The 24,784-nt window shown below is 64.1% G+C and carries 27 protein-coding genes; 2 read left to right on the top strand and 25 right to left on the bottom strand.

The genetic code is table 11. The features are described from left to right. Window positions 1–168 precede the first annotated feature (168 nt). Both HMPREF2757_RS01210 and HMPREF2757_RS01205 read left to right on the top strand, forming a co-directional pair. Window positions 169–564 carry a hypothetical protein gene (locus HMPREF2757_RS01210; RefSeq protein ID WP_070572601.1) on the top strand — a complete coding sequence of 132 codons (396 nt, stop codon included), beginning with the start codon at window positions 169–171 and terminating at the stop codon, window positions 562–564. Then, the gene (locus tag HMPREF2757_RS01205; RefSeq protein ID WP_070572599.1) at window positions 561–1,277 is read left to right on the top strand and encodes a tyrosine-type recombinase/integrase; all 717 of its coding nucleotides are present in this window, start codon (window positions 561–563) and stop codon (window positions 1,275–1,277) included. The genes HMPREF2757_RS01210 and HMPREF2757_RS01205 overlap by 4 nt, the downstream gene beginning before the upstream one ends. Here HMPREF2757_RS01205 and HMPREF2757_RS01200 read toward each other — a convergent pair. From HMPREF2757_RS01200 to mihF, 25 genes are all read right to left on the bottom strand, one after another. Continuing rightward, the gene (locus HMPREF2757_RS01200; protein ID WP_070572597.1) at window positions 1,238–1,606 is read right to left on the bottom strand and encodes a hypothetical protein; all 369 of its coding nucleotides are present in this window, start codon (window positions 1,604–1,606) and stop codon (window positions 1,238–1,240) included. The genes HMPREF2757_RS01205 and HMPREF2757_RS01200 overlap by 40 nt on opposite strands. 728 nt (window positions 1,607–2,334) lie before the next feature. After that, window positions 2,335–3,840 (bottom strand): pyruvate kinase, encoded by a 1,506-nt coding sequence (gene pyk / locus HMPREF2757_RS01195; protein WP_070572596.1) that lies wholly within the window; start codon window positions 3,838–3,840, stop codon window positions 2,335–2,337. A gap of 52 nt (window positions 3,841–3,892) precedes the next feature. Continuing rightward, the gene (gene lgt / locus HMPREF2757_RS01190; RefSeq protein WP_070572594.1) at window positions 3,893–4,993 is read right to left on the bottom strand and encodes a prolipoprotein diacylglyceryl transferase; all 1,101 of its coding nucleotides are present in this window, start codon (window positions 4,991–4,993) and stop codon (window positions 3,893–3,895) included. After that, window positions 4,990–5,769 carry a tryptophan synthase subunit alpha gene (trpA, locus tag HMPREF2757_RS01185; RefSeq protein WP_070572592.1) on the bottom strand — a complete coding sequence of 260 codons (780 nt, stop codon included), beginning with the start codon at window positions 5,767–5,769 and terminating at the stop codon, window positions 4,990–4,992. Before trpA ends, lgt begins: the two co-directional genes overlap by 4 nt. Further along, window positions 5,766–6,983 (bottom strand): tryptophan synthase subunit beta, encoded by a 1,218-nt coding sequence (gene trpB / locus HMPREF2757_RS01180; protein ID WP_070572590.1) that lies wholly within the window; start codon window positions 6,981–6,983, stop codon window positions 5,766–5,768. Before trpB ends, trpA begins: the two co-directional genes overlap by 4 nt. Window positions 6,984–7,068: 85 nt before the next feature. Then, window positions 7,069–7,848, bottom strand: coding sequence for an indole-3-glycerol phosphate synthase TrpC (gene trpC, locus HMPREF2757_RS01175; RefSeq protein WP_070572589.1), 780 nt, complete (start codon window positions 7,846–7,848; stop codon window positions 7,069–7,071). Beyond that, complete coding sequence (locus tag HMPREF2757_RS01170) at window positions 7,845–8,135, bottom strand: HGxxPAAW family protein (RefSeq protein ID WP_083304032.1); 291 nt, start codon at window positions 8,133–8,135, stop codon at window positions 7,845–7,847. The genes trpC and HMPREF2757_RS01170 overlap by 4 nt, the downstream gene beginning before the upstream one ends. Window positions 8,136–8,213: 78 nt before the next feature. Further along, complete coding sequence (locus tag HMPREF2757_RS01165) at window positions 8,214–8,729, bottom strand: Trp biosynthesis-associated membrane protein (protein ID WP_070572587.1); 516 nt, start codon at window positions 8,727–8,729, stop codon at window positions 8,214–8,216. Further along, window positions 8,726–10,264: an anthranilate synthase component I gene (locus HMPREF2757_RS01160; RefSeq protein ID WP_070572585.1), complete on the bottom strand. Its 1,539-nt coding sequence runs from the start codon at window positions 10,262–10,264 to the stop codon at window positions 8,726–8,728. Before HMPREF2757_RS01160 ends, HMPREF2757_RS01165 begins: the two co-directional genes overlap by 4 nt. After that, window positions 10,245–10,592 carry a phosphoribosyl-AMP cyclohydrolase gene (gene hisI / locus HMPREF2757_RS01155; protein WP_070572584.1) on the bottom strand — a complete coding sequence of 116 codons (348 nt, stop codon included), beginning with the start codon at window positions 10,590–10,592 and terminating at the stop codon, window positions 10,245–10,247. Before hisI ends, HMPREF2757_RS01160 begins: the two co-directional genes overlap by 20 nt. Next, on the bottom strand, window positions 10,589–11,344 hold the full coding sequence (hisF, locus tag HMPREF2757_RS01150) for an imidazole glycerol phosphate synthase subunit HisF (protein ID WP_070572582.1): 756 nt from the start codon (window positions 11,342–11,344) through the stop codon (window positions 10,589–10,591). Before hisF ends, hisI begins: the two co-directional genes overlap by 4 nt. Continuing rightward, window positions 11,344–12,849, bottom strand: a complete 1,506-nt coding sequence (locus HMPREF2757_RS01145) for a carboxyl transferase domain-containing protein (protein WP_070572580.1) — start codon at window positions 12,847–12,849, stop codon at window positions 11,344–11,346. Before HMPREF2757_RS01145 ends, hisF begins: the two co-directional genes overlap by 1 nt. Further along, window positions 12,846–14,039, bottom strand: a complete 1,194-nt coding sequence (locus HMPREF2757_RS01140) for a CaiB/BaiF CoA transferase family protein (RefSeq protein ID WP_070572578.1) — start codon at window positions 14,037–14,039, stop codon at window positions 12,846–12,848. Before HMPREF2757_RS01140 ends, HMPREF2757_RS01145 begins: the two co-directional genes overlap by 4 nt. Window positions 14,040–14,090: 51 nt before the next feature. Then, a complete protein-coding gene (hisG, locus tag HMPREF2757_RS01135) occupies window positions 14,091–14,960 on the bottom strand; it encodes an ATP phosphoribosyltransferase (RefSeq protein ID WP_070572576.1) in 870 nt (289 codons plus the stop codon). A 10-nt stretch (window positions 14,961–14,970) separates the two neighbouring features. Further along, the gene (locus HMPREF2757_RS01130; RefSeq protein ID WP_070572575.1) at window positions 14,971–15,234 is read right to left on the bottom strand and encodes a phosphoribosyl-ATP diphosphatase; all 264 of its coding nucleotides are present in this window, start codon (window positions 15,232–15,234) and stop codon (window positions 14,971–14,973) included. 88 nt (window positions 15,235–15,322) lie between these two features. Further along, window positions 15,323–15,994 carry a nicotinamide mononucleotide transporter family protein gene (locus HMPREF2757_RS01125; protein ID WP_070572573.1) on the bottom strand — a complete coding sequence of 224 codons (672 nt, stop codon included), beginning with the start codon at window positions 15,992–15,994 and terminating at the stop codon, window positions 15,323–15,325. Further along, the gene (gene rpe / locus HMPREF2757_RS01120) at window positions 15,988–16,650 is read right to left on the bottom strand and encodes a ribulose-phosphate 3-epimerase (RefSeq protein WP_070572571.1); all 663 of its coding nucleotides are present in this window, start codon (window positions 16,648–16,650) and stop codon (window positions 15,988–15,990) included. Before rpe ends, HMPREF2757_RS01125 begins: the two co-directional genes overlap by 7 nt. Before the next feature lie 10 nt (window positions 16,651–16,660). Next, window positions 16,661–18,070 (bottom strand): RsmB/NOP family class I SAM-dependent RNA methyltransferase, encoded by a 1,410-nt coding sequence (locus HMPREF2757_RS01115; protein ID WP_070572570.1) that lies wholly within the window; start codon window positions 18,068–18,070, stop codon window positions 16,661–16,663. After that, window positions 18,067–18,981, bottom strand: coding sequence for a methionyl-tRNA formyltransferase (locus HMPREF2757_RS01110; RefSeq protein WP_070572568.1), 915 nt, complete (start codon window positions 18,979–18,981; stop codon window positions 18,067–18,069). The genes HMPREF2757_RS01115 and HMPREF2757_RS01110 overlap by 4 nt, the downstream gene beginning before the upstream one ends. A gap of 27 nt (window positions 18,982–19,008) precedes the next feature. After that, entirely contained in the window at window positions 19,009–21,114 is a 2,106-nt protein-coding gene (locus HMPREF2757_RS01105; RefSeq protein WP_083304031.1) for a primosomal protein N' family DNA-binding protein, read from the bottom strand. Between the two features lie 5 nt (window positions 21,115–21,119). Beyond that, entirely contained in the window at window positions 21,120–22,307 is a 1,188-nt protein-coding gene (gene metK / locus HMPREF2757_RS01100; protein WP_070572566.1) for a methionine adenosyltransferase, read from the bottom strand. Between the two features lie 9 nt (window positions 22,308–22,316). Next, a complete protein-coding gene (coaBC, locus tag HMPREF2757_RS01095) occupies window positions 22,317–23,549 on the bottom strand; it encodes a bifunctional phosphopantothenoylcysteine decarboxylase/phosphopantothenate--cysteine ligase CoaBC (protein WP_070572564.1) in 1,233 nt (410 codons plus the stop codon). After that, window positions 23,546–23,866 carry a DNA-directed RNA polymerase subunit omega gene (gene rpoZ / locus HMPREF2757_RS01090; RefSeq protein WP_226829178.1) on the bottom strand — a complete coding sequence of 107 codons (321 nt, stop codon included), beginning with the start codon at window positions 23,864–23,866 and terminating at the stop codon, window positions 23,546–23,548. Before rpoZ ends, coaBC begins: the two co-directional genes overlap by 4 nt. Window positions 23,867–23,881: 15 nt before the next feature. Further along, entirely contained in the window at window positions 23,882–24,454 is a 573-nt protein-coding gene (gene gmk / locus HMPREF2757_RS01085) for a guanylate kinase (RefSeq protein WP_070572560.1), read from the bottom strand. Further along, the gene (gene mihF / locus HMPREF2757_RS01080; protein ID WP_070572559.1) at window positions 24,447–24,758 is read right to left on the bottom strand and encodes an integration host factor, actinobacterial type; all 312 of its coding nucleotides are present in this window, start codon (window positions 24,756–24,758) and stop codon (window positions 24,447–24,449) included. Before mihF ends, gmk begins: the two co-directional genes overlap by 8 nt. Window positions 24,759–24,784: the final 26 nt, after the last annotated feature.

Here is a 24,784-nt window from a genome sequence, read left to right as displayed (position 1 = left end):
GCACTCATGTCCTCCTCTGGGGGCATTACGGCGAGCATCCGTTAAGGCAAACCGCGCAAGGATGGCTCTCATGGCTGGCAGGTGGTCTGGCGGCCGCATGGACGGGCAGGAAAGTAGGCCACGCAGCTTCTCAACACACGAGCTGAGGCTCAGCTCTACCAGTGCGCTGTGGAAGCCGCCGGCGGGAACCGAGATGAGGCCGACGACCGTTACATCGCCGCGGTCAGTGATGGCAGGCGCGAAACGATCTCGCAGTCGATCGCGAGGTGGATCGCCGACGGCAGCACGGCATCGGAGTCAGGACGCCCGGACTATGAGCGGATGAGTGCCCGCCACATCGAGGCCCACATCGGACACAAGGCCACGGAGGTACTCACGCACGACGATGTGCTCACCCTTGTCCGCGCGACGTGGAAGGCGATGGCACCCAAGACGGCGAAGAATCACTTGGCCATCATCTTCGGCGCTCTCGATCTCGCTGTTTGCCGTCAAGTGGTGACGACGAACGTCGCCACCCCATCGCCTTCGGACGTGTCTCTGAGCAGAGCCGCGACCGCTACATGACCCGGGAGATCAGCTACAGGCTCATCCGCGCGATCCCCGACCCGGAGGCGCGCCTCATGGCACTATTCCTCCAACTGACGGGCTGCCGCATCAGCAAGGCAACGGCGCTGAAGGTCGAGGACCTTAACATCGGCGCCCCAGAGGAGGCCACCGTCACGATTCGCTCTGAACGGAAGAAGACGGTGACCGAGAAGCCGGACGGCACAAAGACGATGGGCACAAAGGCAGACGGCACGACGAAGACGTCAGCAGGCGCTCGACGACTCCCTCTCCCCCGTGAACTCGCGCTTGTCCTCAACGCACATCTGGGCCAAAGCAGGCGTTATGGCAGCGACTACGTCTTCCAGAACAGGAACGGAGTCCCTTTCAACGACTCGGGTTTCCGCACTCACCTCTGGCACTCGGCACGACGGCAGGCGGGCATCACGATACCACATGCGCCACACGATCTGCGGCACAGCTGGATCAGCGGTCTCGCCGCCAGCGGCCTAACCGACATCATGACCATCTCGAAGCTGGCCGGGCACAGGAGCATCACCACGACCGCGGATAGATACGGGCACCTGACACCCGATGCGACCGACATCCTGCGCCCCCACTGGACCACGTCAACGCACAGGCCAAGCGAGAGAAGGACCGGCAGGCACACCAACCTAAGCGGTAAAAGCCTCCTCTACCCATCCTGTTCTCGCATTTTGTCCAGTCGCTCCTGAATCTTGGGAAACATCGAGCCGATGAAGACAGCTTCTCCGTTGGTGGCGCGAAGATGGCGGATCTTGAGCGCCTCGAAGTCCTCGAGAATGGCCCGCTCTGCCCTGCGGTCTCCGAGTCGTCGAAGGATGACTGCACTTTCCCACCAATACCACGGTGCGGGCGTGGCGGGCGCACGCATGTACCCGTCTTCCTCGTGCGGGTACAGCGCCTCCATCGTCACAGCTTCGCGGCAGCGACTGAGCAGGTCGAACGCCTCTCGGAATCGGCCTTCGCGCTTGAGCTGCTTGATCTCCTCGACCTGCTCCCAATACAGGAATCGCTCTGCCATCCCGCCTCCGTTGCCTCGTCCGTAGTGGTCATGCTGATCCTATGGGTCGGCGGTCTTGACACGATACTGCCCCGGCGAATATTGACGGGAAAGAAATCGACAACGACGTCACTACGCTGCCGCAAACACTCCTGACGACGCCCTCGACCCGCGCGTCTCTGTGCTCGCGGCTGAGAGCCTGACGCGCCGACGACGGCCCCGGAGTCATCTGCCTCTCGGGCGAGCACGCAGGCGGCTTCCAAGTCGGACTCGAGGCCACTCCGGCTGAATCGTGGAGCGCTTGAGCCGAACCGGCGGCAGGGTATCCGACCGAGATCGACCTCGCTCAGTAGGTACGCCTGGTAGCGTCCCAGAACGTCCGCGGCTTCGGCGCCGGTGAACGTCATTGGGGGCGGATACTCCACCATGCATCGTGTCTTTCATGCATATATTCCGTCGGGCGCCTACACACCGTCGATCACGTGTGACTCTAAATCACACATTCTCAGCCGAAGTCCGACCAAACGGCCTTTAGACGCCGCGTTCTGACCGGAGATACCCGCGAAAACAGCCCAAAATCAGCCAAAATGTAGGTTCGAGTCCCGCATCCGGTACGAAACAATCTCGGGACATCGTAGAAACGATATCCCGAGATTTTCTGTTTGGGGCAGCCTGCGCGGCACCGCTGGTGAAGCACACGAGGCGGCCGGCAGGTTCTGCCGGTTACCTCACGAGGCGCCGGTCACCGGTCAGAAGTTCGGTTCGGTGATCTTGCCGTAGCCTGCTTCCGGGTGGCTGAAGATCTGGTTGTCATCCCGGTATGCCGGCGCCAGGCCCTTGATGGCGTCACCGAGTTTGTGCACGCGCAGGGCGTTGGTCGACCCGGGCAGTCCCGGGGGCGATCCGGCCACGATGACGCAGTAGTCGCCCTCTTCGGCCATTCCCTCGCCCAGCAGGATTTCATCGGTCTGCCGGGCCATCTGGTCGGTGTGGCTGACTTCGTTCACGAGGATCGTTTCAACACCCCAGGTGAGTGCCAACTGGTGACGCACCTTGACGTCAGGCGTGAATGCAAGAAGTCGACGAGGCGCACGCAGCCGCGACATGCGGCGCACCGAGTCTCCCGTCTGCGTGAACACGCACATGTGGTCGATGTCGAGATCGTGGGCGACCTGCACGGCAGCCGCGGTGATTGCACCGCCGCGGGTCTTCGGCTCACTGCCCAGTTCGGGAATCAGGTGCAGGCCCTGCTGTTCGGAGGATTCGATGATGCGGGCCATGGTGCGAACCGCATCGAGCCAATGCTGACCGACCGAGGTTTCACCGGAGAGCATAAGAGCATCCGCCCCGTCGAAAACAGCGTTGGCACAGTCGGAGGCTTCAGCGCGAGTGGGCCTGGGCTCTTCGATCATCGATTCGAGCATCTGGGTGGCCACAATGACAGGCTTGGCTTCGCGGCGGCACTTGGCGATGGCGCGCTTCTGGACGAGGGGAACCTGTTCCAGCGGAACTTCGACACCCAGGTCGCCGCGAGCCACCATGAGGCCGTCAAAGGCGTCAACGATCTCATCGAGCTTCTCTACCGCCTGCGGCTTTTCCAGTTTGGCGATCACGGGGATGTGAATTCCCTCGTCGTCCATGATTGACCGAATGTACTCGGCGTCGGCGGCGTCGCGCACAAAGGACAGTGCCACCCAGTCAACGCCCATGCGCAGACCGAAGCGGAGGTCTTTGATGTCCTTTTCGGTCATCGCCGGCACCGAAACGGCAACACCGGGCAGGTTGACGCCCTTGTGGTCAGACAGGTAACCGGGAACCTCAACTTCGACCAGGATGTCGGTTTCGCCGACTTCGACAGCGCGCAGGCGCACGCGGCCATCGTCAACCAGCAGAGGATCGCCCACACTGACATCGCCGGGCAGGCCCTGATACGTGGTCGAGATGCGCTCGACGGTTCCTTCGACGTCTTCCGTTGTGATTGTGAACTGCTGGCCGCGCTCAAAATAGTGCTTCTGGCCGTCGGCAAAAGTGCCCAAGCGGATCTTAGGTCCCTGCAGGTCCATAAGGACCGCAACCGGCCGTCCTGTGTCGTTTGCCGCTTCGCGCACCCAGCCGTACAGGCGTTTGTGGTCAGCGTGAGTGCCGTGGGAGAAGTTGAAGCGGAGGACATCGACTCCGGCATCGATTATGGCGCGAATGTCTTCGTAGGTTTTCTGAGCAGGTCCGAGGGTCGCAACGATCTTGGCTAGCCGCATGGTTCCACCCTAGTCGAATGTCGTCCCCGGTGAGAGCTCCACCGCAGATCAATCAGCTTTCGCGCTGCTCATCCTCGCGTTTGCGCACCTGTGGAATGATCGAAATCGTCGATGTGACCGCCCCGAAGTAGCCGAACGACCGACCCGATACCGGAAGTTCAGCTGTTTCGGGGTCGGCAATCACCGGCAGTGTGTGCGTGACGGGTCCGAACCCGATCTCCTGGCCGCCGTCGGCCTGCAGGGGCAGCGCGGAGGTCTCAGTCGAAGGCCCGCTCGGCTGGGTGTCGGGAGCACCCGATGATCCGCTCAGGGTGATGTCCGGGTTGAAATCGGGGTGCCGAAGTCGCGACACGGCCAGCAGAACGGCTCCCAGCACGAACACCAGGATGGACGTCCACACATTGAGCCGCAGGCCCAGAATGTGCTCGGCGGTGTCGATGCGCAGCGCCTCGATCCACACGCGACCGAGCGTGTAATAGCAGATGTATGCAAAGAACACCTGACCGTGATCCAGGCGGAACCGCCTGCCCAGCCAAATGAGCAGCAGAGCACCCAGAATGTTCCAGACTGATTCGTACAGGAACGTCGGGTGGAACAGCGTGCCCTCGGGGATGGCGGGATCCGGCCAGTTGGGGTTGGGGCGGCCGTTGAGCACCCGGTCGATCTGCAGACCCCACGGAAGCGTGGTCGGAGCGCCGAAGAGCTCCTGGTTGAACCAGTTCCCCCATCGTCCGATCCCCTGTGCCAGGAGCAGGCCGGGAGCTGCCGCATCGAGGAAGGCCCCGAACCGGATGTCGAGCCTGCGCGCTGCAAAGTAGGCAGCCAGCACACCCAGGGCGACAGCGCCCCAAATGCCCAGTCCGCCGTTCCAGATGTAGAGTGCCGCGACCGGATTGCCGCCCGGTCCGAAGTACGGGTCGGGGGTAGAGAACACGTGGTAGAGGCGACCGCCGATGATGCCAGCCGGGATCGCCCACATGGCAATCGTCCACAGGTCATCGGAATCTCCGCCTCGTGCAGTCCACCTGCGGTTCGTCAGCCACAGGGCCACAAAGATCCCGGCGATGATGCACAGAGCGTAGGCGTGGATCGTCAGAGGGCCGAACGAAAAGCCCTGCCACGTCGGTGAGGGAATAGCCGCCTGATATGTCACGAGCGGACCGTGCCTTCGCTCAGTTCTTCAGCAAGTCGGCCGACCGCGGCCGAACCGCCCTCATCGAGAGCCCGCACCAGTGCGGAGCCGACGATCACACCGTCAGCATAGGCGGCAACCTCGGCGGCCTGTTCGCGATTCGACACACCCAGGCCCACGCACACGTGCTCGGCACCGGCCTCGCGCACGCGGCTGACGAGGCCTTCCGCGTGCGAGTCCACCTGAGCGCGGGTTCCGGTCACGCCCATAGTCGAAGCGGCGTAGACGAAACCGCGCGACCGAGAGCTGATGAGAGCGAGCCGTTCGGGAGTTGAGGACGGTGCGGCGAGGAAGATTCTGTCAAGGCCGTGTGCGTCCGAAGCGGCGTCCCAGGCTGCGCAGTCATCCGGAAGCAGATCCGGGGTGATGATGCCATGGCCCCCGGCCGATGCGAGGTCACGTGAGTAGGCTTCGACGCCGTACTGCAGGATCAGATTCCAGTAGCTCATGACGACGGGAACGGCCCCGGCGCTCGCCGCCGCTTCGACAGCGCGCAGCGAATCGGCAACGCGCACGCCGCCGCGCAGGGCAGCATCGGCTGCCCGCTGGATGACCGGTCCGTCCATCCCGGGATCGGTGTACGGGATGCCGATTTCAATGATGTCGGCCCCACCCCGAGCCAGTTCGCCGATGGCCTCAAGTGAACCGGGAACGTCAGGGAAGCCGACCGGCAGGTAGCCCACGAGGGCAGCCCGGCCGTCATTCTTGGTCTGTGTCAGGACTTCAGCCGTGCTCATACCTGGACTGCTCCTTCGTCGATGTAGTCAAACCACCGGGCTGCGGTGGTCATGTCTTTGTCACCGCGCCCTGACAGGCTCACGACGATAACAGCGTCTTCTCCGAGTTCCCTGCCGATTTTCATTGCGCCGGCAAGCGCGTGCGAGCTTTCGATGGCGGGGATGATCCCCTCGGTGCGGGCAAGCAGGCGAAAGGCCTCCATGGCTTCGTCATCGACGATCGGCCGGTATTCAGCTCGCCCGGAATCGTTGAGGTAGGAGTGTTCGGGCCCCACGGACGGATAGTCCAGTCCAGCAGACACAGAGTGCGAAGGCAGGGTCTGCCCATCTTCGTCCTGCAGAATGTAGGTGGCAGAGCCGTGCAGAACACCCGGCCTGCCGCCGGAGAATCGGGCTGCGTGACGGCCCGTGTCGACTCCGTCGCCGCCTGCTTCGAAACCGTACAGGCGGACGTTTTCGTCGCGGATGAAGGCCGCGAAGATGCCCATGGCGTTCGAACCGCCTCCCACACAGGCGCATACGGCGTCCGGCAGGCGGCCTGCCTGCTGCTGGATCTGTTCGCGGGCTTCATCCGAAATGACCCGCTGGAAGCTTCGCACCATGGCGGGGAACGGGTGGGGTCCGGCTACTGTGCCGATCATGTAGTGCGTCGTTTCGACGTTCGCAACCCAGTCGCGCATGGCTTCGTTCATAGCGTCTTTGAGGGTGCGCGTTCCCGTGCGCACGGGAACCACTTCTGCGCCGAGAAGGCGCATGCGAGCCACGTTGAGCGACTGTCGCTGAGTGTCTTCTTCACCCATGTACACGGTGCACTCAAGGCCGAACAGCGCAGCAGCAGTCGCTGCGGCCACGCCGTGCTGGCCCGCGCCGGTTTCGGCTATGACCCGCGTCTTGCCCATTCGCGCCGTCAGCAGAGCCTGCCCGAGCACGTTGTTGATTTTGTGTGAGCCCGTGTGATTGAGGTCCTCGCGTTTGAGGAAGATGCGAGCCCCGCCGCAGTGCTGACCGAAGCGCGGCGCTTCCGTCAGCAGGCTGGGACGACCCGTGTACTCAAGCTGCAGTCGAGTCAGCTCTTCCGAGAACTGGGGGTCGACCATGGCTTTGCGCCAGGCTTCCTCAATCTGCTCGAGAGCGGGCACGAGGGCTTCTGGGAAGAAGCGTCCGCCGAACTCACCGAAGTACGGACCGGCTTCTGCTGCTGGGATTTCGGGCATAGTCACTTCCGTTCTGTGTGCGCGGTTTCGGGGCCGAAGGCGCCTGCGCGCGGGCGGCTTGCTTTGGGTGTGCGGCTGGTGGCGGTCAGCGCTGTGCGCGGCCAGCGCGGGTGAACTCGGCCACCTTGGCCTGCGGGTCGCCGTGCTTCACGAGTGCTTCGCCGACGAGCACCAGGTCTGCACCCGCCGCGGCGTAGAGTTCGACTTCAGCGCTCGTGGCCACACCGCTTTCGGCGACCAAGTGCGTGTGCCCTCTGGCTTGCGCCGCCAGCGGTGCAAAGCGGGCCGGGTCGACCGACAGGTCTTTGAGGTTGCGGGTGTTCACACCGAGCACCTTCGCGCCGAGCGCTGTGGCACGAACGATTTCTTTGCTCGTGTGCGCTTCGACGAGGACGGCCATGCCGAGTTCGTGTGCGAGATCGTACAGGCGGCGCATCTGGGAGTCATCGAGGGCTGCGACGATCAGCAGGATGATGTCTGCGCCGTAGGCCCGGGCCTCGTACACCTGGTATTCGTCGACCATGAAGTCCTTGCGCAGCAGCGGAACGTCCACGCGGGCGCGCACGGCTGCGAAGTCCGCCAGGCTGCCGCCGAAGCGGCGCTCTTCCGTCAGCACCGAAATGGCTGCCGCTCCCCCGGATTCATAGGCCGCGGCGAGCTCAGACGGGTCGGCAATGTCGGCCAGTGCGCCCTTGGAGGGCGACGAGCGCTTGACTTCGCAGATCAGCCCGAACTGCTCCGGCGCAAAAGAGCGCGCAGGGGCTGCTGCCGCTGCGCGCTCTTTTATCTGCTCGAGGTCGACACGAGCGCGGCGTTCTTCGAGGTCCTCGCGAACCCCGTCGATGATGTCACCGAGGACTGTCAACGCTGCAGGGTGTTGCGGTGAATCTTCGGTCCAAGGCCGGCCTTGACCAGGACCGGGCCGACAACCGCGCCGAGCACGACGAGTGCACAGCCGACGAAGAACAGCGCCCAGCCGCTGGTGTTGACGATAAGGGTGCCGATGCCGGCGACGGCAACACCGACGAACACGAGGATGACGCCGATCCACGCGCCTACGGAGTGCATGTGGCCAGGGTCCTGAATTGCTTCGTAGTCGATGCTCGACTTGTCGAGGTCGGGGGCTCCGTTGCGGTACTTGGTCTTAGACATTGTGCTCCTTCATTCTGCTGTCAGGATTCTCTCACGAAAGGCCGAGTCGCTGACAATCGGCTCGCCACTGTCGGCAGATCATCTGATGTCGTCAGGGTCTTCTCCCCGCGACAGCGCGTCCCAGGCGGCGGCTGGGTCGTCGTCAGGATGGGCTTCACCCTCAGCGGTTCCCGCTCGTTCGAATTTCTGGCTGGTGCGCCATTGATCGCGGCCGAAGCCGACAAACCCCGCGGCGGCAGCCGCTGCCAAGCCGGCCACCACGGCCGTCCACGCCCAGGGTGTGGCATCTTGGCCAAGCGCGATGCCAAGGCTCGCACCGGCGTAGCCGAACCCCAACAGCACCATGAGGATGCCGGTGATTCTGCGGCCGAGCGTGCCCAGCATCGCCAGCAGCAGAGCCGTGACCGCAAATGCCGCCGCCTGTGCTGCAAGGACGGGCGAACCCCCACCTTCGGAGGCGGCGGGTTCCCCATTGGCCACACCTGCCGGACCGGTGCTGCCCGCTGGAGTCAGCATCACGAGTTCACGCGTCGAAATGAACCACAGGATCCCGGCGATCACCAGCAGCAGAAGAACGGACCGGCCGCGGGTCATGCGCGCTCCTCGCGTCCTTTGAGGTCTTCCGCTGAGCCTGCTGCCCGCAGCGCCTGCGCGGCAGCGGCCGAATTGAGCACGGATGCGGCCTTGGAGCGCGTTTCCTGATACTCGGCTTCCGGTGCAGAGTCAGCAACCACACCGGCCCCAGCGTAGACGGCAATGACGCCGTCCTTGAGGACTCCTGTGCGAATGGCGATTGCCATGTCGAGGTCCCCGGCGAACGACAAGTAGCCGACAACACCGCCGTACAGTCCGCGTCCGACCGGTTCGAGTTCGTCGATCAGCTGCAGCGCCCGGGGCTTCGGCGCACCCGAAAGCGTGCCCGCTGGAAATGCCGCGCGGATGACGTCCATGCAGTCGACGCCGTCGCGCAGTGTGCCGGTCACGGTCGATTCGATGTGCATGATGTGGCTGTAGCGTGCGATTTCCATGAACTCTGCGACGTCCACAGTTCCCGGCCGACACACTTTTGCAAGGTCGTTGCGCGCCAGATCTACCAGCATGATGTGTTCGGAGCGCTCTTTCGCATCGCCGATGAGCTCTTCGGCCAGCCGCCGGTCTTCGGCTTCGGTCTTGCCCCGGGGGCGCGAACCTGCAATCGGATGTGTGAGGACTTCTCGGTCCTTCACGGTCACGAGCGCCTCGGGTGACGAGCCTATGACGCTGAACGGCTCGCCCTCGGAGTTTTCGATGTCGAGCAGGTACATGTACGAGCTGGGGTTGGTTCGCCGCAGCACGCGGTAGATGTCGAGCGCCGATGCCGAGGTGTCGCTTTCGAAGCGCTGTCCGGGCACAACTTGGAACACGTCGCCGCGGCGGATGTGCTCTTTTGCGGCTTCGACGGTGGTGAGGAAGTCTTCGTGCTCCGTGTGCGATCGCACTGTCGGCTCCGGCCAGTCGAGTGTTGAAATGACCGGTGTGCGCGGGGAGTTGAGATCGTGCAGCATGGCGTCGATCCTGCTGCGCCCGTTCTCGTAGGCCTGCTCGATCCGCTCAGGGGATCCGTCGGCGTTGAGCACGTTGGCCACGAGAGTGATTTCTGCGGTGTAGTGGTCGAACACCACGACGTCACCGGGGATCGACAGGTGGATCTCGGGGATGTTCGAGACGGCGTGCGGACCATCGGCGAGCTTTTCAAAGCGACGGACCGCGTCCCAGCCGATGTAGCCCACAAGCGACGATGTCATCGGAGGCAGATCAACCGGGGGCGGGCTCTTGAGCAGACTGAGCACGTGCGAAATGCCCTCCAGCGGATCGCCGCCTGTCGGTGCACCCGCGGGGACCGTGCCGTGCCAGGTCAGTTCGCCGCCGCGCTGTGCGGTCAGCGTCGACAGGGGGCTGCGTCCCACAAAGGAGTAGCGCTGCCAGGATCCCTGCGAAGCTGATTCCAGCAGGAACGCGCCCGGGCGGCCGTGGGCAACAGCCCGGTAGATCGACATCGGGGTTTCCCCGTCGCCGAGAACTTTCGCGGTGACGGGAACGACCCGGTGATGTTTGCCGAGTTCGCGGAATTCACTGAGCGGCGTGATCATCCATCCTCCTGTCAGAAAAGCACGACGGCGTGTTCGTGTGGCAGGCAGCCCCCGTCTGGCGCACTTCGTACAGAACCGTGTCACCGTCACAGTCGTGGCTGACTCGTACGACCTGCTGTGCGTGGCCAGAGGTTTCGCCCTTCACCCAGTACTCCGCGCGGGAACGCGACCAGTACGTGGCTCTTCCCGTGGCCAGTGTGCGGCGCACCGCCTCGGCATCGACCCAGGCGAGCATGAGCACTTCGCGAGTGTCGTACTCCTGAACGACGGCAGGCAGAAGACCATCGGCGCCATAGCGCAGGTCGTCGGGTCCCCAAACGTCGGTCATCGAACTTCGATGCCCTCTGTGCGCAGAGCGTCTTTCACATCGGCAATTGTGAATGTTCCGTAGTGGAAGACCGAGGCGGCCAAAACCGCATCTGCTCCGGCTCGCACGGCGGGTGCGAAGTGCTCGAGCTTGCCTGCACCACCGGATGCGATGAGCGGAACCGTGATATGCGGGCGCACGTGGCGAATGAGTTCGAGATCGAAGCCCTCCTTGGTGCCGTCGGCGTCCATGGAGTTCAGCAGGACTTCGCCCACGCCGCGCTCCTGGGCTTCGCGTACCCACTCAAGCGCGTCCAGGCCCGTTCCCTTCTTGCCGCCGTGGGTTGTGACCTCATAGCCAGAGGCGGTTTCGCCGCGGCGCACATCGGCAGACAACACGAGAACCTGCGAACCGAAGCGGTCGACGATCTCGCCGATCACCTCGGGCCGGGCGATGGCGGCGGTGTTGATCGACGCTTTGTCAGCTCCACAGCGCAGCAGCCGATCGACGTCTTCGGCGGTGCGGACTCCCCCGCCGACGGTCAGCGGAATGAAAACCTGTTCAGCGGTCTTCTTGACCGCGTCGTACAGGGTTTCGCGGTTCGAACTGGAAGCTCCGATGTCGAGGAACGTCAGTTCGTCTGCTCCGCCGTCGCCGTAGCGGGCAGCGAGTTCAACCGGGTCGCCCACGTCCTGCAGACCCTTGAAGTTCACACCCTTGACGACACGCCCGCCGTCAACGTCAAGGCACGGAATGATGCGCACGGCAGGCATTACACACCCAGCTTTCGGTAGCGGTCGATCCGCTGGTAGCGGCGGCGCGAAGGATGGACGCGCATGAGGTTGATGATTTCGTATTCCAGCGTCTGAGCCACGCGCTCGGAGAATTCACGCGGTTCGGCAGCGGCGTTGGGCTTCTCGGCGATGACTCTGTCGACGATTCCGTGTTCAACGAGCTTTTCGCAGTGCACCTGCTGGGCCTGTGCCATGTCAGCGGCGTAGTCCTTTGTCCGGTGCACGATCGCCGAAGCGCCTTCTGGCGGCAGCGGAGACAGCCAGCCGTTTTCTGCGCTGAGCACGCGATCGGCGGGGATGAGAGCCAAGGCTCCGCCGCCGGATCCCTCACCGAGGATGACCGACACCGTCGGTGCCTTCAGGGCAATGAGATCGGACAGAGACCGGGCGATTTCACCGGCGAGGCCGCCTTCTTCAGCATCCTTGGACAGAGCCGCACCCGGGGTGTCGATGACGGTGACCAGCGGAATGTGCAGTTCATCAGCCAGGCGCATACCGCGGCGAGCCTCCCGCAGGGCCGCCGGGCCCATGGGCTCGTATTTGCGCTGTCCGCGGCGGTCCTGTCCCAGCACAATGCAGGGGGCCGAACCGAACGTGGCCAGCGCAAGAATCATGCCGCGGTCCTTCTCACCCTGACCGGTTCCGTTCAGCGGCAGCACATTGCGCGCCCCGTAGCGCAGCAGTTCGCGTACTCCGGGACGGTTGTCATCGCGCGAGGCGGTGATGATGTCCCACGCGTTGGTGCCGCTGGGCATCGGGTCGGGCGAGGTGTCGGGATTGTCCACCGGGGCCGGAACCTCGAGTGCGCCCATGAGGACGTCGAGGGCTTTCGCTGCGGTTTCTGCCAGCCGCTCAGGCCCCATGACGGCATCCACCAGGCCGCGCCGGTGGAGGTTGTCGCCGGTCTGCACGTTGGTTGGGAAGGGCTCACCGTAGAGCTCTTCGTACACGCGCGGGCCGAGAAAGCCCACGAGCGCGCCCGGTTCGGCGACTGAGAAGTGGCCGAGTGAACCCCACGATGCGAACACTCCGCCCGTGGTGGGGTGGCGCAGGTACACGAGGATCGGCAGACCGGCTTTGCGGTGATCGTTGACTGCGGCGGTGATCTTCACCATCGACAGGAAGGCGACCGTACCCTCCTGCATGCGCGTACCGCCGGAAGCGGGCCCAGCCAGCAGCGGCAGGCCCTCGGCTGTCGCCCGCTCGACGGCGGCAGTCAGGCGCTCAGCTGCGGCAATGCCGATTGAACCGGCAAGAAAGCGGAACTCGCTGGCCACAATGGCCACGCGACGACCGCGCACACGGCCTTCGCCGGTGAGGATCGCTTCGTCAGCCCCGGATTTTTCGGAGGCTGCGGCAAGTTCAGCCGCGTATTCTTCGGAGATCCCGGCCGCCGGTGTGATCGGTTCGGTGTCCCAGGATTCGAATGTTCCCTCATCGACGACGAGTTCAATGAGTTCGCGAGCGGAGTAGCGCTTGGTCATGATTCACCGTCCAACCAGGCGCGGATGGTCTCGGAGTCGGCGTTGAGGACAGGAGGTGCTTTGTGGTCGGCGAACGTCGTTTCGACTTCGCCGGCTTCGCCTCCGTCGAAGAAGCGCAGCACCGGCCCTGCCAGGTCCATGTCGCCGACAACCGGGTGGTCGACGGTGATCTTCAGGCCCTGTGAGAGCGCCTGATCCCAGCTGTAGACTTCGTCAATCGTGCGGACGACACCGGCGGGAATTCCCGCCTCGCTGAGCTTCGCGAGGGCTTCTGCGGAATCGAGGTCCGCAAAAGCGCCTTCAACGGCAGCTGTCACGGCTTCGCGATTCTTCACGCGCGCGTCGTTGTCGGCCATGCCCTCAGCTTCGGGGTCAAGGCCGAAGGCGCTGCAGAACTTCTGCCACAGCGACTGGTTGCCCACCGACATCTGGACCGCACCTCCCTCGCCGCCCTTGCAGCGGAAGAGGCCGTAGGGCGACAGCGCCGGGTGGTGGTTGCCGTTGGGTTTGGGTGTCACACCGCCGACGAGCTGCGAAGTGGCCTGGAAGGCGTGCACGCCGACAATTCCCGCAATGAGCGAGGTGCGCACGATCTTGCCCCTGCCGGTCCTTTCGCGCTCAAGCAGAGCCGCCAGGACTCCGAGGGTTCCGTTGATGCCGCCCAGGAGGTCGCCGATCGGCACGCCGACCCGCTGGAAGTCGTCCGGGCCCGAACCCGTGACCGACATGAGCCCCGCCTCGCCCTGGGCGATCTGGTCATAGCCGGCACGGCCGCCTTCGGGACCGTCGTGGCCGAAACCGGTGATGGACAGGATCACAAGGCGTGGGTTGAGCTCCAGACAGCGCTGCGTGGAGAAGCCCAGACGATCCATAACCCCGGTGCGGAAGTTCTCGATGAGAACGTCTGCGCGCTTGATCAGCTCTTCGAGGACGTGCTGGCCGTCCTCGCTTTTGAGATCCAACGCGATGGATTCCTTATTCCGGTTGCACGCCAGGAAGTACGTGGCCTGCTTTTGGTCTTCGGGACCCACGTACTGCGGTCCCCAGCTGCGGGTGTCATCACCGCTGGCGGGGTTTTCCACTTTGATGACCCGCGCGCCGAGGTCACCGAAGATCTGGCCTGCGTGAGGGCCGGCCAAAGCGCGGGATAGGTCTACGACGGTGTAGCCGTTGAGTGGTCCTTGCGACATGTCAGTCCTTCCTGGTGTGGCAGCCGTCGGCGTCGGTGCTGACGGCCGATATCAGATACGACAGGCGTCGATGCGGCTGACGAGGATCGCCCGCGCGCCAACGCTGTAGAGCTTGTCCATGAGAGTGTGCTGTTCAGCCGAGGGCACCATGGCCCGCACGGCGAACCAGCCGCGGTCGTGCAGGGTCGAAACGGTTGGGCTTTCGAAGCCCGGGGTGATGCTGATGGCCGCTTCGAGGTTTTCTTCGGCGACGTCGTAGTCGATGAGCACGTAGTCGCGGGCGACGATGACGCTTTCCAGGCGGCGCAGCAGAATATCGGTTCTGAGTTCGATCTGCTCGGGGTCTTCTGCTTCGCGCGGCGGTCCGTCCCGACCTATGAGCACTCCCTCGGAGCGCAGAATCGGCTCCCCTATTGTCTCCAGTCCCGCAGCCCGCAGGGTGGTGCCGGTTTCGACAACATCTGCGATCGCGTCGGCAACACCCAGTTGGATCGACACTTCGACAGCGCCGTCCAGCGGCACGATCGAGGCGCTCATGCCCCGCTGGGCGAGGTCCTGCTCAACGAGTTCCGGGTACGAGGTCGCAATGCTCTTGCCGTCCAGTTCGCGCGTGTTGGCAAAAGCACCGGCCGGGCCGGCGTAGTGGAATCGCGAGGCGCCGAAGCCAAGCGACATGATCTCTTTGGCTTCCGCACCGGATTCGAGCAGGAGATCACGACCGGTGATGCCGATGTCAAGGATTCCTCGCCCGATGTACACCGCGATGTCGCGCGGACGCAGGTAGAAGAACTCGATTTCGTTGACGTTGTCAGTGTGGGCCAGCGTCTTCGCGTTCGACCGCAGCGAATAGCCCGCTGCGCGGAGCATTTCCGTGGCTTTTTCTGACAGGGATCCCTTGTTCGGGACTGCAACTCTGAGCACGGGGCCTTCCTTACAGGTACCGGTAGATGTCTTCGGGGGTCAGTCCGCGTGCGAGCATCATGACCTGCAGGTGGTAGATCGCCTGGGAGATCTCTTCGGCCAGTTCGCTGTCGGACTGGTATTCGGCGGCCATCCACACCTCGGCGGCCTCTTCGACGACCTTCTTTCCGATCTGGTGCACTCCGGCGTCGAGTTCGGCCACGGTCGAGGACCCTTCCGGGCGGGTCTGCGCTTTGTTCTTCAATTCGGCAAAAAGCTCGTCAAAGGTCTTCACGCTGTCAGATTAGTACACGCCTCGTGCCGCATGTGCCGCGGCTCGCTGTGCGAGAATCACAGCTGCTCACACCCGAGGTGCCCTCGGCTCAGACGGCCTCGTCACCGTGGATTGTGGCAGCGGCCGATGACGGCGACGATATTGTCTGCCTTGACCGCTTGGCCCAGTCGCGCATGCCCATGAGCACCATGATGAGGAAGATGAAGTAGACGATCCCGGAAAAGAGCAGTCCGCCCATAACGGCCAGCGGGATTCCCACGAGGTCGACAGCCAACCACACGAACCAGAATTCGACGATCGCCCTGCCCTGCGCGTACATCGCAGCGAGCGAGCCGATGAAGATGTACGCGTCCGGATAGGGGTTCCAGGACCAGTCCCCCAGTTTCAGCACGGTGCCGAAAACAGCGGTGCCCACAATGAGCGCGGCAAGGAGAACAGCGCGCTCTTTCCACGTTGCCCAGCGAACCTCAATCGAGCCGGTTTCGCTCTTCGACTTCTGCCACGTGCTCCACCCCCACACGGCTGCGGCGATGATGACGACCTGGCGGCTGGCGTTGCCTCCCAGATGCGCTGACAGGGACGCGCTGAGCAGAAGCAGGGAACCCAGAATCTGCACCGGCCAGGACCACACGCTGCGTTTGAGCGCAAGGCCCACCGTCAGCAGGGCGAAGACATTGCCAATGAGGTCTGACCACGGGACGGCCTTGCCCGCCAGCCAGAAGGCGGGCGTGTTGAGGATTCCGAAGAGGTCTGTCAGCAAGCGTGCTCTCCCGCAAGTTCGCGCAGACGCGCAATCTGCGCGGCCGGGCTGTCGGCACCGTATACGGCTGAACCGGCCACGAAGACATCCGCCCCTGCCTCTGCGGCACGGCCGATGGTCTGCTCCGAGATTCCCCCGTCGACCTGAACTGTCAGTTCGAGATTGGCCGCCGAGATCGCATCGCGGATCCGCTGGATCTTCGGCAGGCACACGTCGAGAAACTTCTGTCCGCCGAAGCCCGGCTCAACGGTCATGATGAGCACCTGATCGAACTCTCCGAGCAGGTCGATGAGCGGTTCGACCGGGGTGGCCGGTTTGACTGCGACGGATGCCTTTGCGCCCAAACGTCGAAGTTCGCGGGCGGTGCGCACCGGAGCAGCCGATGCTTCCAGGTGGAAGGTCACTGACTCACAGCCCATTTCGGCGTAGACCGGGGCGTGCCTGTCGGCATCGGCGATCATGAGGTGCATGTCCAACGGGATGGGCGAAACGGCCTGGATCCGCTCTACAACGGGCGGACCGAAGGTGAGGTTGGGCACGAAGTGGTTGTCCATGACGTCGACGTGCGCCATGTCGGCATCGGCGATTCGGGCCAGTTCGCGATCGAACTGGGCGAAGTCACAGGACAGGATGCTGGGGTTGATGGAAATCGGCACGGGTGTCCTCTCAGGCTGGACGGCGGATGAGGCAGACGAACATTCCGTCGGTTTCGTGCACGTGAGGCCACAGCTGGGCTGCTGTGCCGTCGCCCACGGCGGACGATGCGAAGCTTTCGGCAGGCTGTCGCGTCACCTGGGCCAGGTGGTCGGGTGTGTTGAGAATCTGGGCCTCGGGAGTGTTTTCGGCGAAGGCGCGGACCACGTCAAGGGTTTCGTGTCGGTGGGGTGAGCACGTGGAGTATGCGATGACCCCGCCGGGCGCACACGCCTGCCACGCCGCGCGAAGCAGTTCGTCCTGCAGCGGCCGCAGTGTCTGCACGTCTTCGGCACTGCGCCGCCACCGCGCTTCCGGCCTGCGCCGCAGCGCACCCAGACCGGAGCATGGAACGTCAACGAGAACCCGGGTGAAGTCCCCGGGGTAGGCCTCGGCGAATTCCCGCCCGTCGGCTTTGAAGACTTCGACCGTGTCAGCAAAAGCGCGCGTGCTGTCTACCACGAGGTCGGCTCGGTGCCCGGAGGCGTCGAGCGCTGTCACGGGTGTGTTCCGCTGTGCTGCCGTTGCCGCCAGCACAGCGGTTTTGCCCCCGGGACCTGCGCACATGTCCAGCCATTCCCCGTCTGGGGCGGTGGCTTCGAGCAGTGTGAGCGCTGTCAGCTGCGAGCCTTCGTCTTGCACGCGGGCGCGCCCGGCGCGCACCGCTTCGAGGTTTCCCGGGTCGCCGCGGTCGAGAACAGCGCCCAGGGGCGACAGTTCGGTCGGCGTTCCGGGAAGTTCGCTGCGATCAAGGCCGGGCAGCGCGGTCAGCACAACGGGGGCGGGAACGTTGTGCGATTGCAGCAGCAGATCGATTTCGGATGCGCTGCGCCCGTGAGCGGTGAGCGCCTCTTCAAGGGCGGTGACAATCCAGGCCGGGTGAGAGTACCGCAGGGATTTCGCCTGTGTTTCGGCCAGGCCCGCACTGACTGCCGCAAGCCAGTCGTCATAGCTGCGCTCACCGATCCGACGCAGGACGGCGTTGACGATGCCTGCCGCCCTCGGCAGCGACTGTTTGATGACGGCGACTGTTTCGCCGACCGCCGCGTGGTCGGGAACGCGCATTGCCAAAAGCTGGTGTGCGCCGATCCGCATGGCATTGACCACGGGCGCTTCAAGGCTGTCGACTTTTCGGGATGCGGCTTCGGCGATGATCGCGTCGTACAGGCCGCGGGCTCGCAGTGTGCCGTAGGTCAGTTCAGTAGCCAGGGCGGCGTCGTCTGCCCGCAGGCGCGTGCGCTCAATCTTGCGCGGCAGCAGGAGGTTTGCATAGGCGTCGTCTTCGTCTACGGCGACGAGCACCTCCCAGGCGAGAATGCGGGCGAGATTTGCCTTCTGTCGGTTGTTCCTCCCTCGGCTGCGACGAGCGTCGGGGCGACTCATTCAACGTCTCCCAGGTCAAAGCGAACATCCGGGTTGCCGCGCAGGAAGTCAGCTGCGGCCATGCGCTGCTTGCCGAACGGCTGGATAGTCGGGGCGAATACGGGATGGCTGCCGGTGCCGATGAGCATGCCGCCGTCAGCACTGGCGACCCGTCCCGGTTCGAGTGCGCCGTCTGCGGCTTGGAGCGGACCCAGTTTGGCTCTCTTGCCGTTGATTGTGCTCCACGGTCCCGGAGCCGGCGAGGTGCCGCGGGAGCGTGCGATGAGCTGTTCGGCTGGGCGCCGGAAGTCCAGGTGGGCATCAGCGGCGGTGATCTTGGGTGCGAGTGTGCCCTCATGCGGCTGAGGGGTGAACTGTGCGGTGCCGTTTTCCACGGCTGTGAGCGCATCAGCCAGAACCGCCGCTCCCCTGTCCGCGTAGTCGACAAGGGCTGCACCTGCGTCAGCGTGGTCGAGCGGCAGTTCGAGGGCACTGACAATATCGCCGGTGTCCATACCCTCATCAAGCCGAAACACGGTGACACCGGAAGAGGTGTGCCCGTCGATGAGAGCACGCTGCACGGGAGCGGCGCCCCGATAGTCGGGCAGCAGCGAAAAGTGCAGGTTGTACCAGCCCAGGCGGGCGGCCGCGAGAGATCGGGGGCCGGCCAGCGCTCCGTAGGCGACGACTGCCACGGCATCGACTTCGAGTTCTTCGATCTGCGTGACGGCGTCGCCGACCAGGCGGCTGGCCTCAATGACGGGCAGGCCGAGTTCCTGTGCGGCGATCTTGACCGGACTGGGCGTCAGAACGCGTTTGCGCCCAAGGGGTGCATCGGGACGGGTGAGCACGGCTGCCACGCTGTGCTGCGAGGCCACCGCGAGCAAGGAGGGAACAGCGGGTTCCGGGGTGCCGGCAAACAGGATTCTCACGCCGCTCAGTCTAGTGGGCGGCAGCTGTCACAGAGCGTCGGGATCGTCCATGCGGACGCGAATCTGCGCGTCACCCCGCATGGACCGGGCTGCGGTTTCGGCGGCCAAGTGCTCAGACAGGGTGTTGCCGGTTGCGGCCGGAATGCCGATAACCGCGGTGACGACGGACTCATCGACATCGTCACCGGGTCGGGTGAAGCGGGAACGAGGCGGGCCGTCGCGCAGTTCGTACAGGCGTGCGCCGAACTGATCACAGCAGGCTTCTGAAACGTCTTCGACCGCGCTGCGGGCACCTGTCACCTCGGCTGTTCGCCAGGCCGGCGGGAAGCCGGCCTGCGTTCGATCGGCGGCTTCCGCTGCAGCGTAGACATCGGGATCCCAGCGGGTCAGGGTCCGCACAACATCGGGATCGTCGTCGAGTATGAGCACCCGACCGCCTGCGCGAGACGAGCGAACCATGCCCGCGGCCCGCATGCGCCGGGCAATTGCCCTGTCTGTCGCCCTGAGAACCGGACCGGGCCACAGCGTGTCAAGAAGAACCGCTGCCGCGTATCCGCCATCCACATAAGGCTCGGCACCCGTCGAGGCAACAACGATGTCAGCAGGATCGTCAAGCCGGGAAAACACTCTGCTGCCGCCGGAGCGCACAACGCTGAAGCCGGGAAATGCCCGGCCGAGCTGCGCGTGAATGCCGTCGAGACCGGCGCTGTGGAAGCTGAAGCGCCGACTGCGGCAACTGCGGCAGGACAGGTGCTCGATGTGCCACCCGCAGCGCGAGCAGGCGAAGGGGCCCTCCGGCCCCGCCGCACTCAGCGGGGCTTCGCACGACGGGCAGAGAGCAGGACTGCGGCACGCCGCACACGTCAGAAACGTCGAATAGCCGGTCCGCGGAACCTGCACGAGCACAGGCCCAACAGCGGCATCGCTTTTCGCACGCCCCAGCGCAGCGCGGATGACGCTGAAGACCGCATCCGGCAGCTGGGTCAGGTCACTGACGCTGCGCTGAGTCTGCGGGCAGAAGACTACCGGGGCACCGTCGCGTCGCTCCTGGCGAGAAGTCTGCAGCTGCCCCACCCAGCCGGAGTCGATGAGGAACTGCACGTCGACTGTGCGCGTGCGGTCAACAAACAGCAAAGCGGCACCGGATTGACGGACCCTCTCCTGCAACACAAAGCGCGCATGAACGTACGGTGCGCGCCCAAAAAGATAAGAGTCATTGCCGTCGTCGAACATCTGAATGAGCCCGAGGTCCTGCAGGGGTGCAAAGGCTGCCGCCTGTGTGCCCAGAACCATGCGCGACCGTCCGGTCAGCACGCGAACCCACGCGGCCCATCGTGCTTCTGGACCCTGGTCAGCGCTGAGAACAGAAGTGAACTCAGCAAGCCTCCCGAGCCGACGCTTGACGGCTTCGAGTTCCCGGTAGTCCGGGACGAGCCACAGCACGGTCCGCCCCGCGGCAATCACCCCGGCAGCAGCCTCAAGCCCGAAGCGCACCCAATCGAGACCTCCGGAATCTCCCGGAAGCACCGTGTAGGCACCACGCGGGCCCGGTGGGAACTCAGACGACTCAGACGAACCCGCGTTCTCAGCCCACGAATGCAGTGCCGCAAGGAAATCGGCTTCTGCAGCTGGGGCCGTGTCGGCCTGTGTCGACTCCGAAACGGCGCGGGCGGCCTCAGCTGCCAGTGCTGGATCACCGGGAGCAGATTTCAGAACGCTCTTTTCGCCCCTGGCGTGGCGTGCGGGCACACCCAGTCTGACAACATCGGCCGTTGTTCCGGCAAAGCGCGCGGCAACAGCCCTGCACAGGCCGTACAGCTGCTCACCCAGCACAGGCAGCGGCGAAACAACAGAGGCCAGCGGCGCAAGCTCGCCGTCGACATCGGTCGTATCTGTGCGCTGCACAATGAAACCCGACAGCCTGCGCCCAGAGAACCGGACGCGGACGCGAGCCCCGACGACCGCCTCGGTTTCCTGCTCTTCGGTCACCGCATAGTCGAACAGCCGATCCAGGTGCGGAAGCGGTGATTCCAACAGGACGCGCGCCACGGGACGGTCCGCCGCAGGCTGTGCACCGCCGCGGATCCTCAAGCGAGGCTCCTCAGCGTCTGTGAACAGCTGAGCGTCGTCCACAGCGCTCAGCTGAAATAGGACTTCAGAGCATCGGCGCGGTCGGTGTTCTCCCACGTGAAGTCGGCGTCTTCGCGACCGAAGTGGCCGTAGGTTGAGGTTTTGCGGTAAATGGGCCGGTTGAGGTCGAGTTCGTCGATGATGGCCGCCGGCCGCAGGTCGAAGACGTCCCGAACCGCGTCAGCCAGCTTCACCGGGTCAACCGTGCTGGTGCCGAAGGTCTCGACGTACAGGCCGACGGGACTGGCAGCGCCGATTGCATAGGCGACCTGGACTTCGGCGCGGTCGGCCAGGCCGGCGGCGACAAGGTTCTTGGCCACCCAGCGGGTTGCGTAGGCACCGGAGCGGTCGACTTTCGAGGGGTCCTTGCCGGAGAACGCACCGCCGCCGTGCCGGGCAAAGCCGCCGTAGGTGTCCACGATGATCTTCCGCCCGGTCAGACCGGCATCCCCCATGGGGCCGCCGGTGATGAACGGCCCGGCGGGGTTGATGAAGTAGTTGGTCTTGGTGGTGTCAAGACCGGATTCTTCCAGCACGGGATCGACCACGTGCGTGCGGATGTCCTGGGCGAGCTCGGCGTGTGTGACAGTCTCGTCATGCTGTGTAGACAGGACAACAGCTTCGACAGACACCGCCGCGTCGCCGTCGTAGCCGACCGTGACCTGGGATTTTCCATCGGGCCGCAGATAGGGCAGAGTGCCGGACTTGCGGACTGCGGTGAGTCGTTCGGTCAGACGATGCGACCAGTAGATGGGCGTGGGCATGAGAGTGGGCGTCGAATTGTCCGCGTAGCCGAACATGAGGCCCTGGTCGCCAGCACCCAGAGCGCTGTACAGGTCCGTTGTGCCCGACCGCGCTTCGAGGGAGCGCGTCACACCCGACGAGATGTCGTTCGACTGGGCGCCGATCGACAGGGAAACACCGCAGGTGTGCCCGTCAAAGCCCTTCGCTGAAGAGTCATAGCCGATGTCGGTGATGACGTCGCGCACCAGCTGAGCAATGTCAGCGTAGCCAGAGGTTGTCACCTCGCCGGCGACGTGCACCAGGCCGGTGGTGACCATCGTTTCGACGGCCACGCGGGCCCGACGGTCCTGTTCGAGAAGGGCATCGAGCACGGCATCGCTGATCTGATCGCAGATCTTGTCCGGGTGGCCCTCAGTTACGGATTCAGAGGTGAATTGACGAAGTTCAGACACGCTTCAATCCTATTCGACCGCGTGCTTGGCGATCGTGTCCATGACAGAAACCGACACATCGGCCTTGTCTCCGGTGAACTCTCCGAGCCCCACAGCCCCCGTGTCGGTCAGGGCGAGCACTTCGACGCTCGTGGTGTTGTGGCCGAAGGTCTTGCCGCCGGACACATCGTTGAAAACCAAAAGGTCGCAGCCCTTGCGCACGATCTTCTGCCGAGCCATTTCCGCGGCAGGAGTTTCCGGGCTGCCCGTTTCCGCGGCAAAGCCGACGATGGTCTGGCCTTCGCGCCGATTTTCAACAAGACCGGCGAGGATGTCGGGGTTCTGCACGAGTTCGATGGTCAGACCGGCATCGCCGTCTTTTTTCATCTTGTGGCCTGCCGTCTGGGCCGGACGGTAGTCCGCCACAGCGGCTGCCATGATGACGATGTCTGCTTGTGGGGCCTGCTCGCGGCACACGCTTTCCAGCTGTGCTGTCGTTTCGACTTCCCGAATGTCAATGCCGGTCGGCAGGGACGCAAGGATCGACGAATCGATATTGGCCGACGCCAAACAAACCTCAGCGCCGGCCCTGTGGGCTGCGGCAGCAAGCGCTGCGCCCTGTTTGCCGGATGACCGATTGCCCAGGAAGCGCACCGGATCGAGTGGTTCGCGGGTGCCGCCGGCGCTGATGAACACTCGGCGCCCGGCAAGGAGTCCGCTGGCTGGTTGGGCAGCGGCTTCGCGGTGGACGGACAGGGCGAAGTCGACGATCTCCTGCGGTTCCGGCAGCCGTCCGGGACCGGAGTCCGCTCCGGTCAGGCGACCGGAAGCAGGTTCCAGGACGTGCACTCCGCGACTGCGGAGAACGATGACGTTGTCGACGGTTGCCGGGTTGAACCACATCTCGGTGTGCATTGCGGGGGCAACCACGACCGGTGCGGTGGTCGTCAGAACCGTGGCGGTCAGAAGATCGTCGGCAATGCCGGCGCGGATGCGCGCCAGGCTGTCTGCCGTTGCCGGTGCAATGAGCACGAGGTCGGCTTCTTGGCCGATGAGTACGTGCTCGACATCTTCAACGCGTGTGAAGACATCCGTCTGCACGGCTTGGCCGGACAGCGCCTCCCACGTGGGCGCGCCGACAAAGCGCAGGGCGCTTTCGGTGGGAACAACGCGAACGCTGTGCCCTGCCTCTTTCAGAATCCTGACAATATGAGCCGCTTTGTACGCGGCAATGCCCCCGGTGACGCCGAGAACGATGTTCACAGTGCGTCGGGGTCCAAGCTGAAGTCGAACTCTTCGGCGAGAGCTTCTTCCTGAGCGAGTTCTTCGGGGCTGGCCTCACGGCTGACGAGCTTGCCCTCATTGATTTCGCGCAGGGCGATCGACAGCGGCTTTTCGCCGGCTTCCGGGGTCACGAGCGGACCGACGTTCTCCAGCAGTCCGTCCTGCAGCTGTGCGTAGTACGAATTGATCTGGCGGGCGCGGCGGGATGCTTCGATGACGAGTTCGTACTTCGACGGCGTCACATTGAGCAGATCGTCGATCGGCGGATTGGTGATGCCTTCGGGGTTAGCAGTCAAGAAATTTCTCCACATTCACCTAGGGGTGTCTGATGACAGTCCCATCAAGTCTACTAGTTCGGCAGCGGCTGCCGAAACATCGGTGTTGACTATCACGTGATCGAATTCGTCCTTCGCCGCAAGTTCAGTGCGCGCAGTTTCAAGACGACGGGCAATCTGCTCGGGCGTTTCGGTGCCGCGACCGGTGAGTCGGCGAACGAGTTCGTCCCAACTGGGCGGAGCCATGAACACAAAACGCGCATTCGGTGCGTGCTGACGCACTTGACGCGCCCCGTCGAGGTCGATTTCCAAAAGCGGTGCAAAGCCCTCGGCCAAAGCCTGCTCAACAGGCTCTGACGGCGTTCCGTAGCGGTGCTTACCGTGGACGACAGCATATTCGAGCATTCTGCCCGCGTCGATGAGGTCGTCGAACTCTGCGTCCGTCACAAAGCGGTAGTGCACGCCGTCCACTTCTCCCGGGCGGGGGTCGCGCGTAGTTGCCGACACCGAGAGCCACAGTCGGTCAGCGCTGTTCTTGGCATGCTGGACAACGGTGCCCTTGCCGACCGCCGATGGGCCGGTGAGCACGGTCAGAACTGGTTCAGTCAAATTTCTCCAATAGCGCGGCTCGCTGGTGGACGCCCAGGCCTCTGATCCTGCGTGAACGGGCGATGCCGACTTCTTCCATAATGGCCTCTGCGCGCCTGTCCCCCACTTTGGGGATTGCGCGCAGAAGGTCGTAGACCTTCATCTTCTGCAGGGCTTCGCTGTCATTGGCTTCTGCCAAGACCTGGGCGAGCTTCTTTTTGCCTGATTTCAAATCTGCTTTGGCTTCCGCCCGCTCAACGCGAGCGTCGAAGGCCTTGCGCAGGGCAGCTGATCGCTGTTCGTCAGTCAGCGGTGTCAGTACCATGTGTCCCCCTCCTCAAGATCCGCTTT

The sequence above is a fragment of the Brevibacterium sp. HMSC063G07 genome (assembly GCF_001810665.1).
Taxonomy (GTDB): Bacteria; Actinomycetota; Actinomycetes; order Actinomycetales; family Brevibacteriaceae; genus Brevibacterium.
The sequence above is the reverse complement of the archived record's forward strand: the minus strand, read 5'-3'. Positions and strand labels throughout refer to the sequence as shown.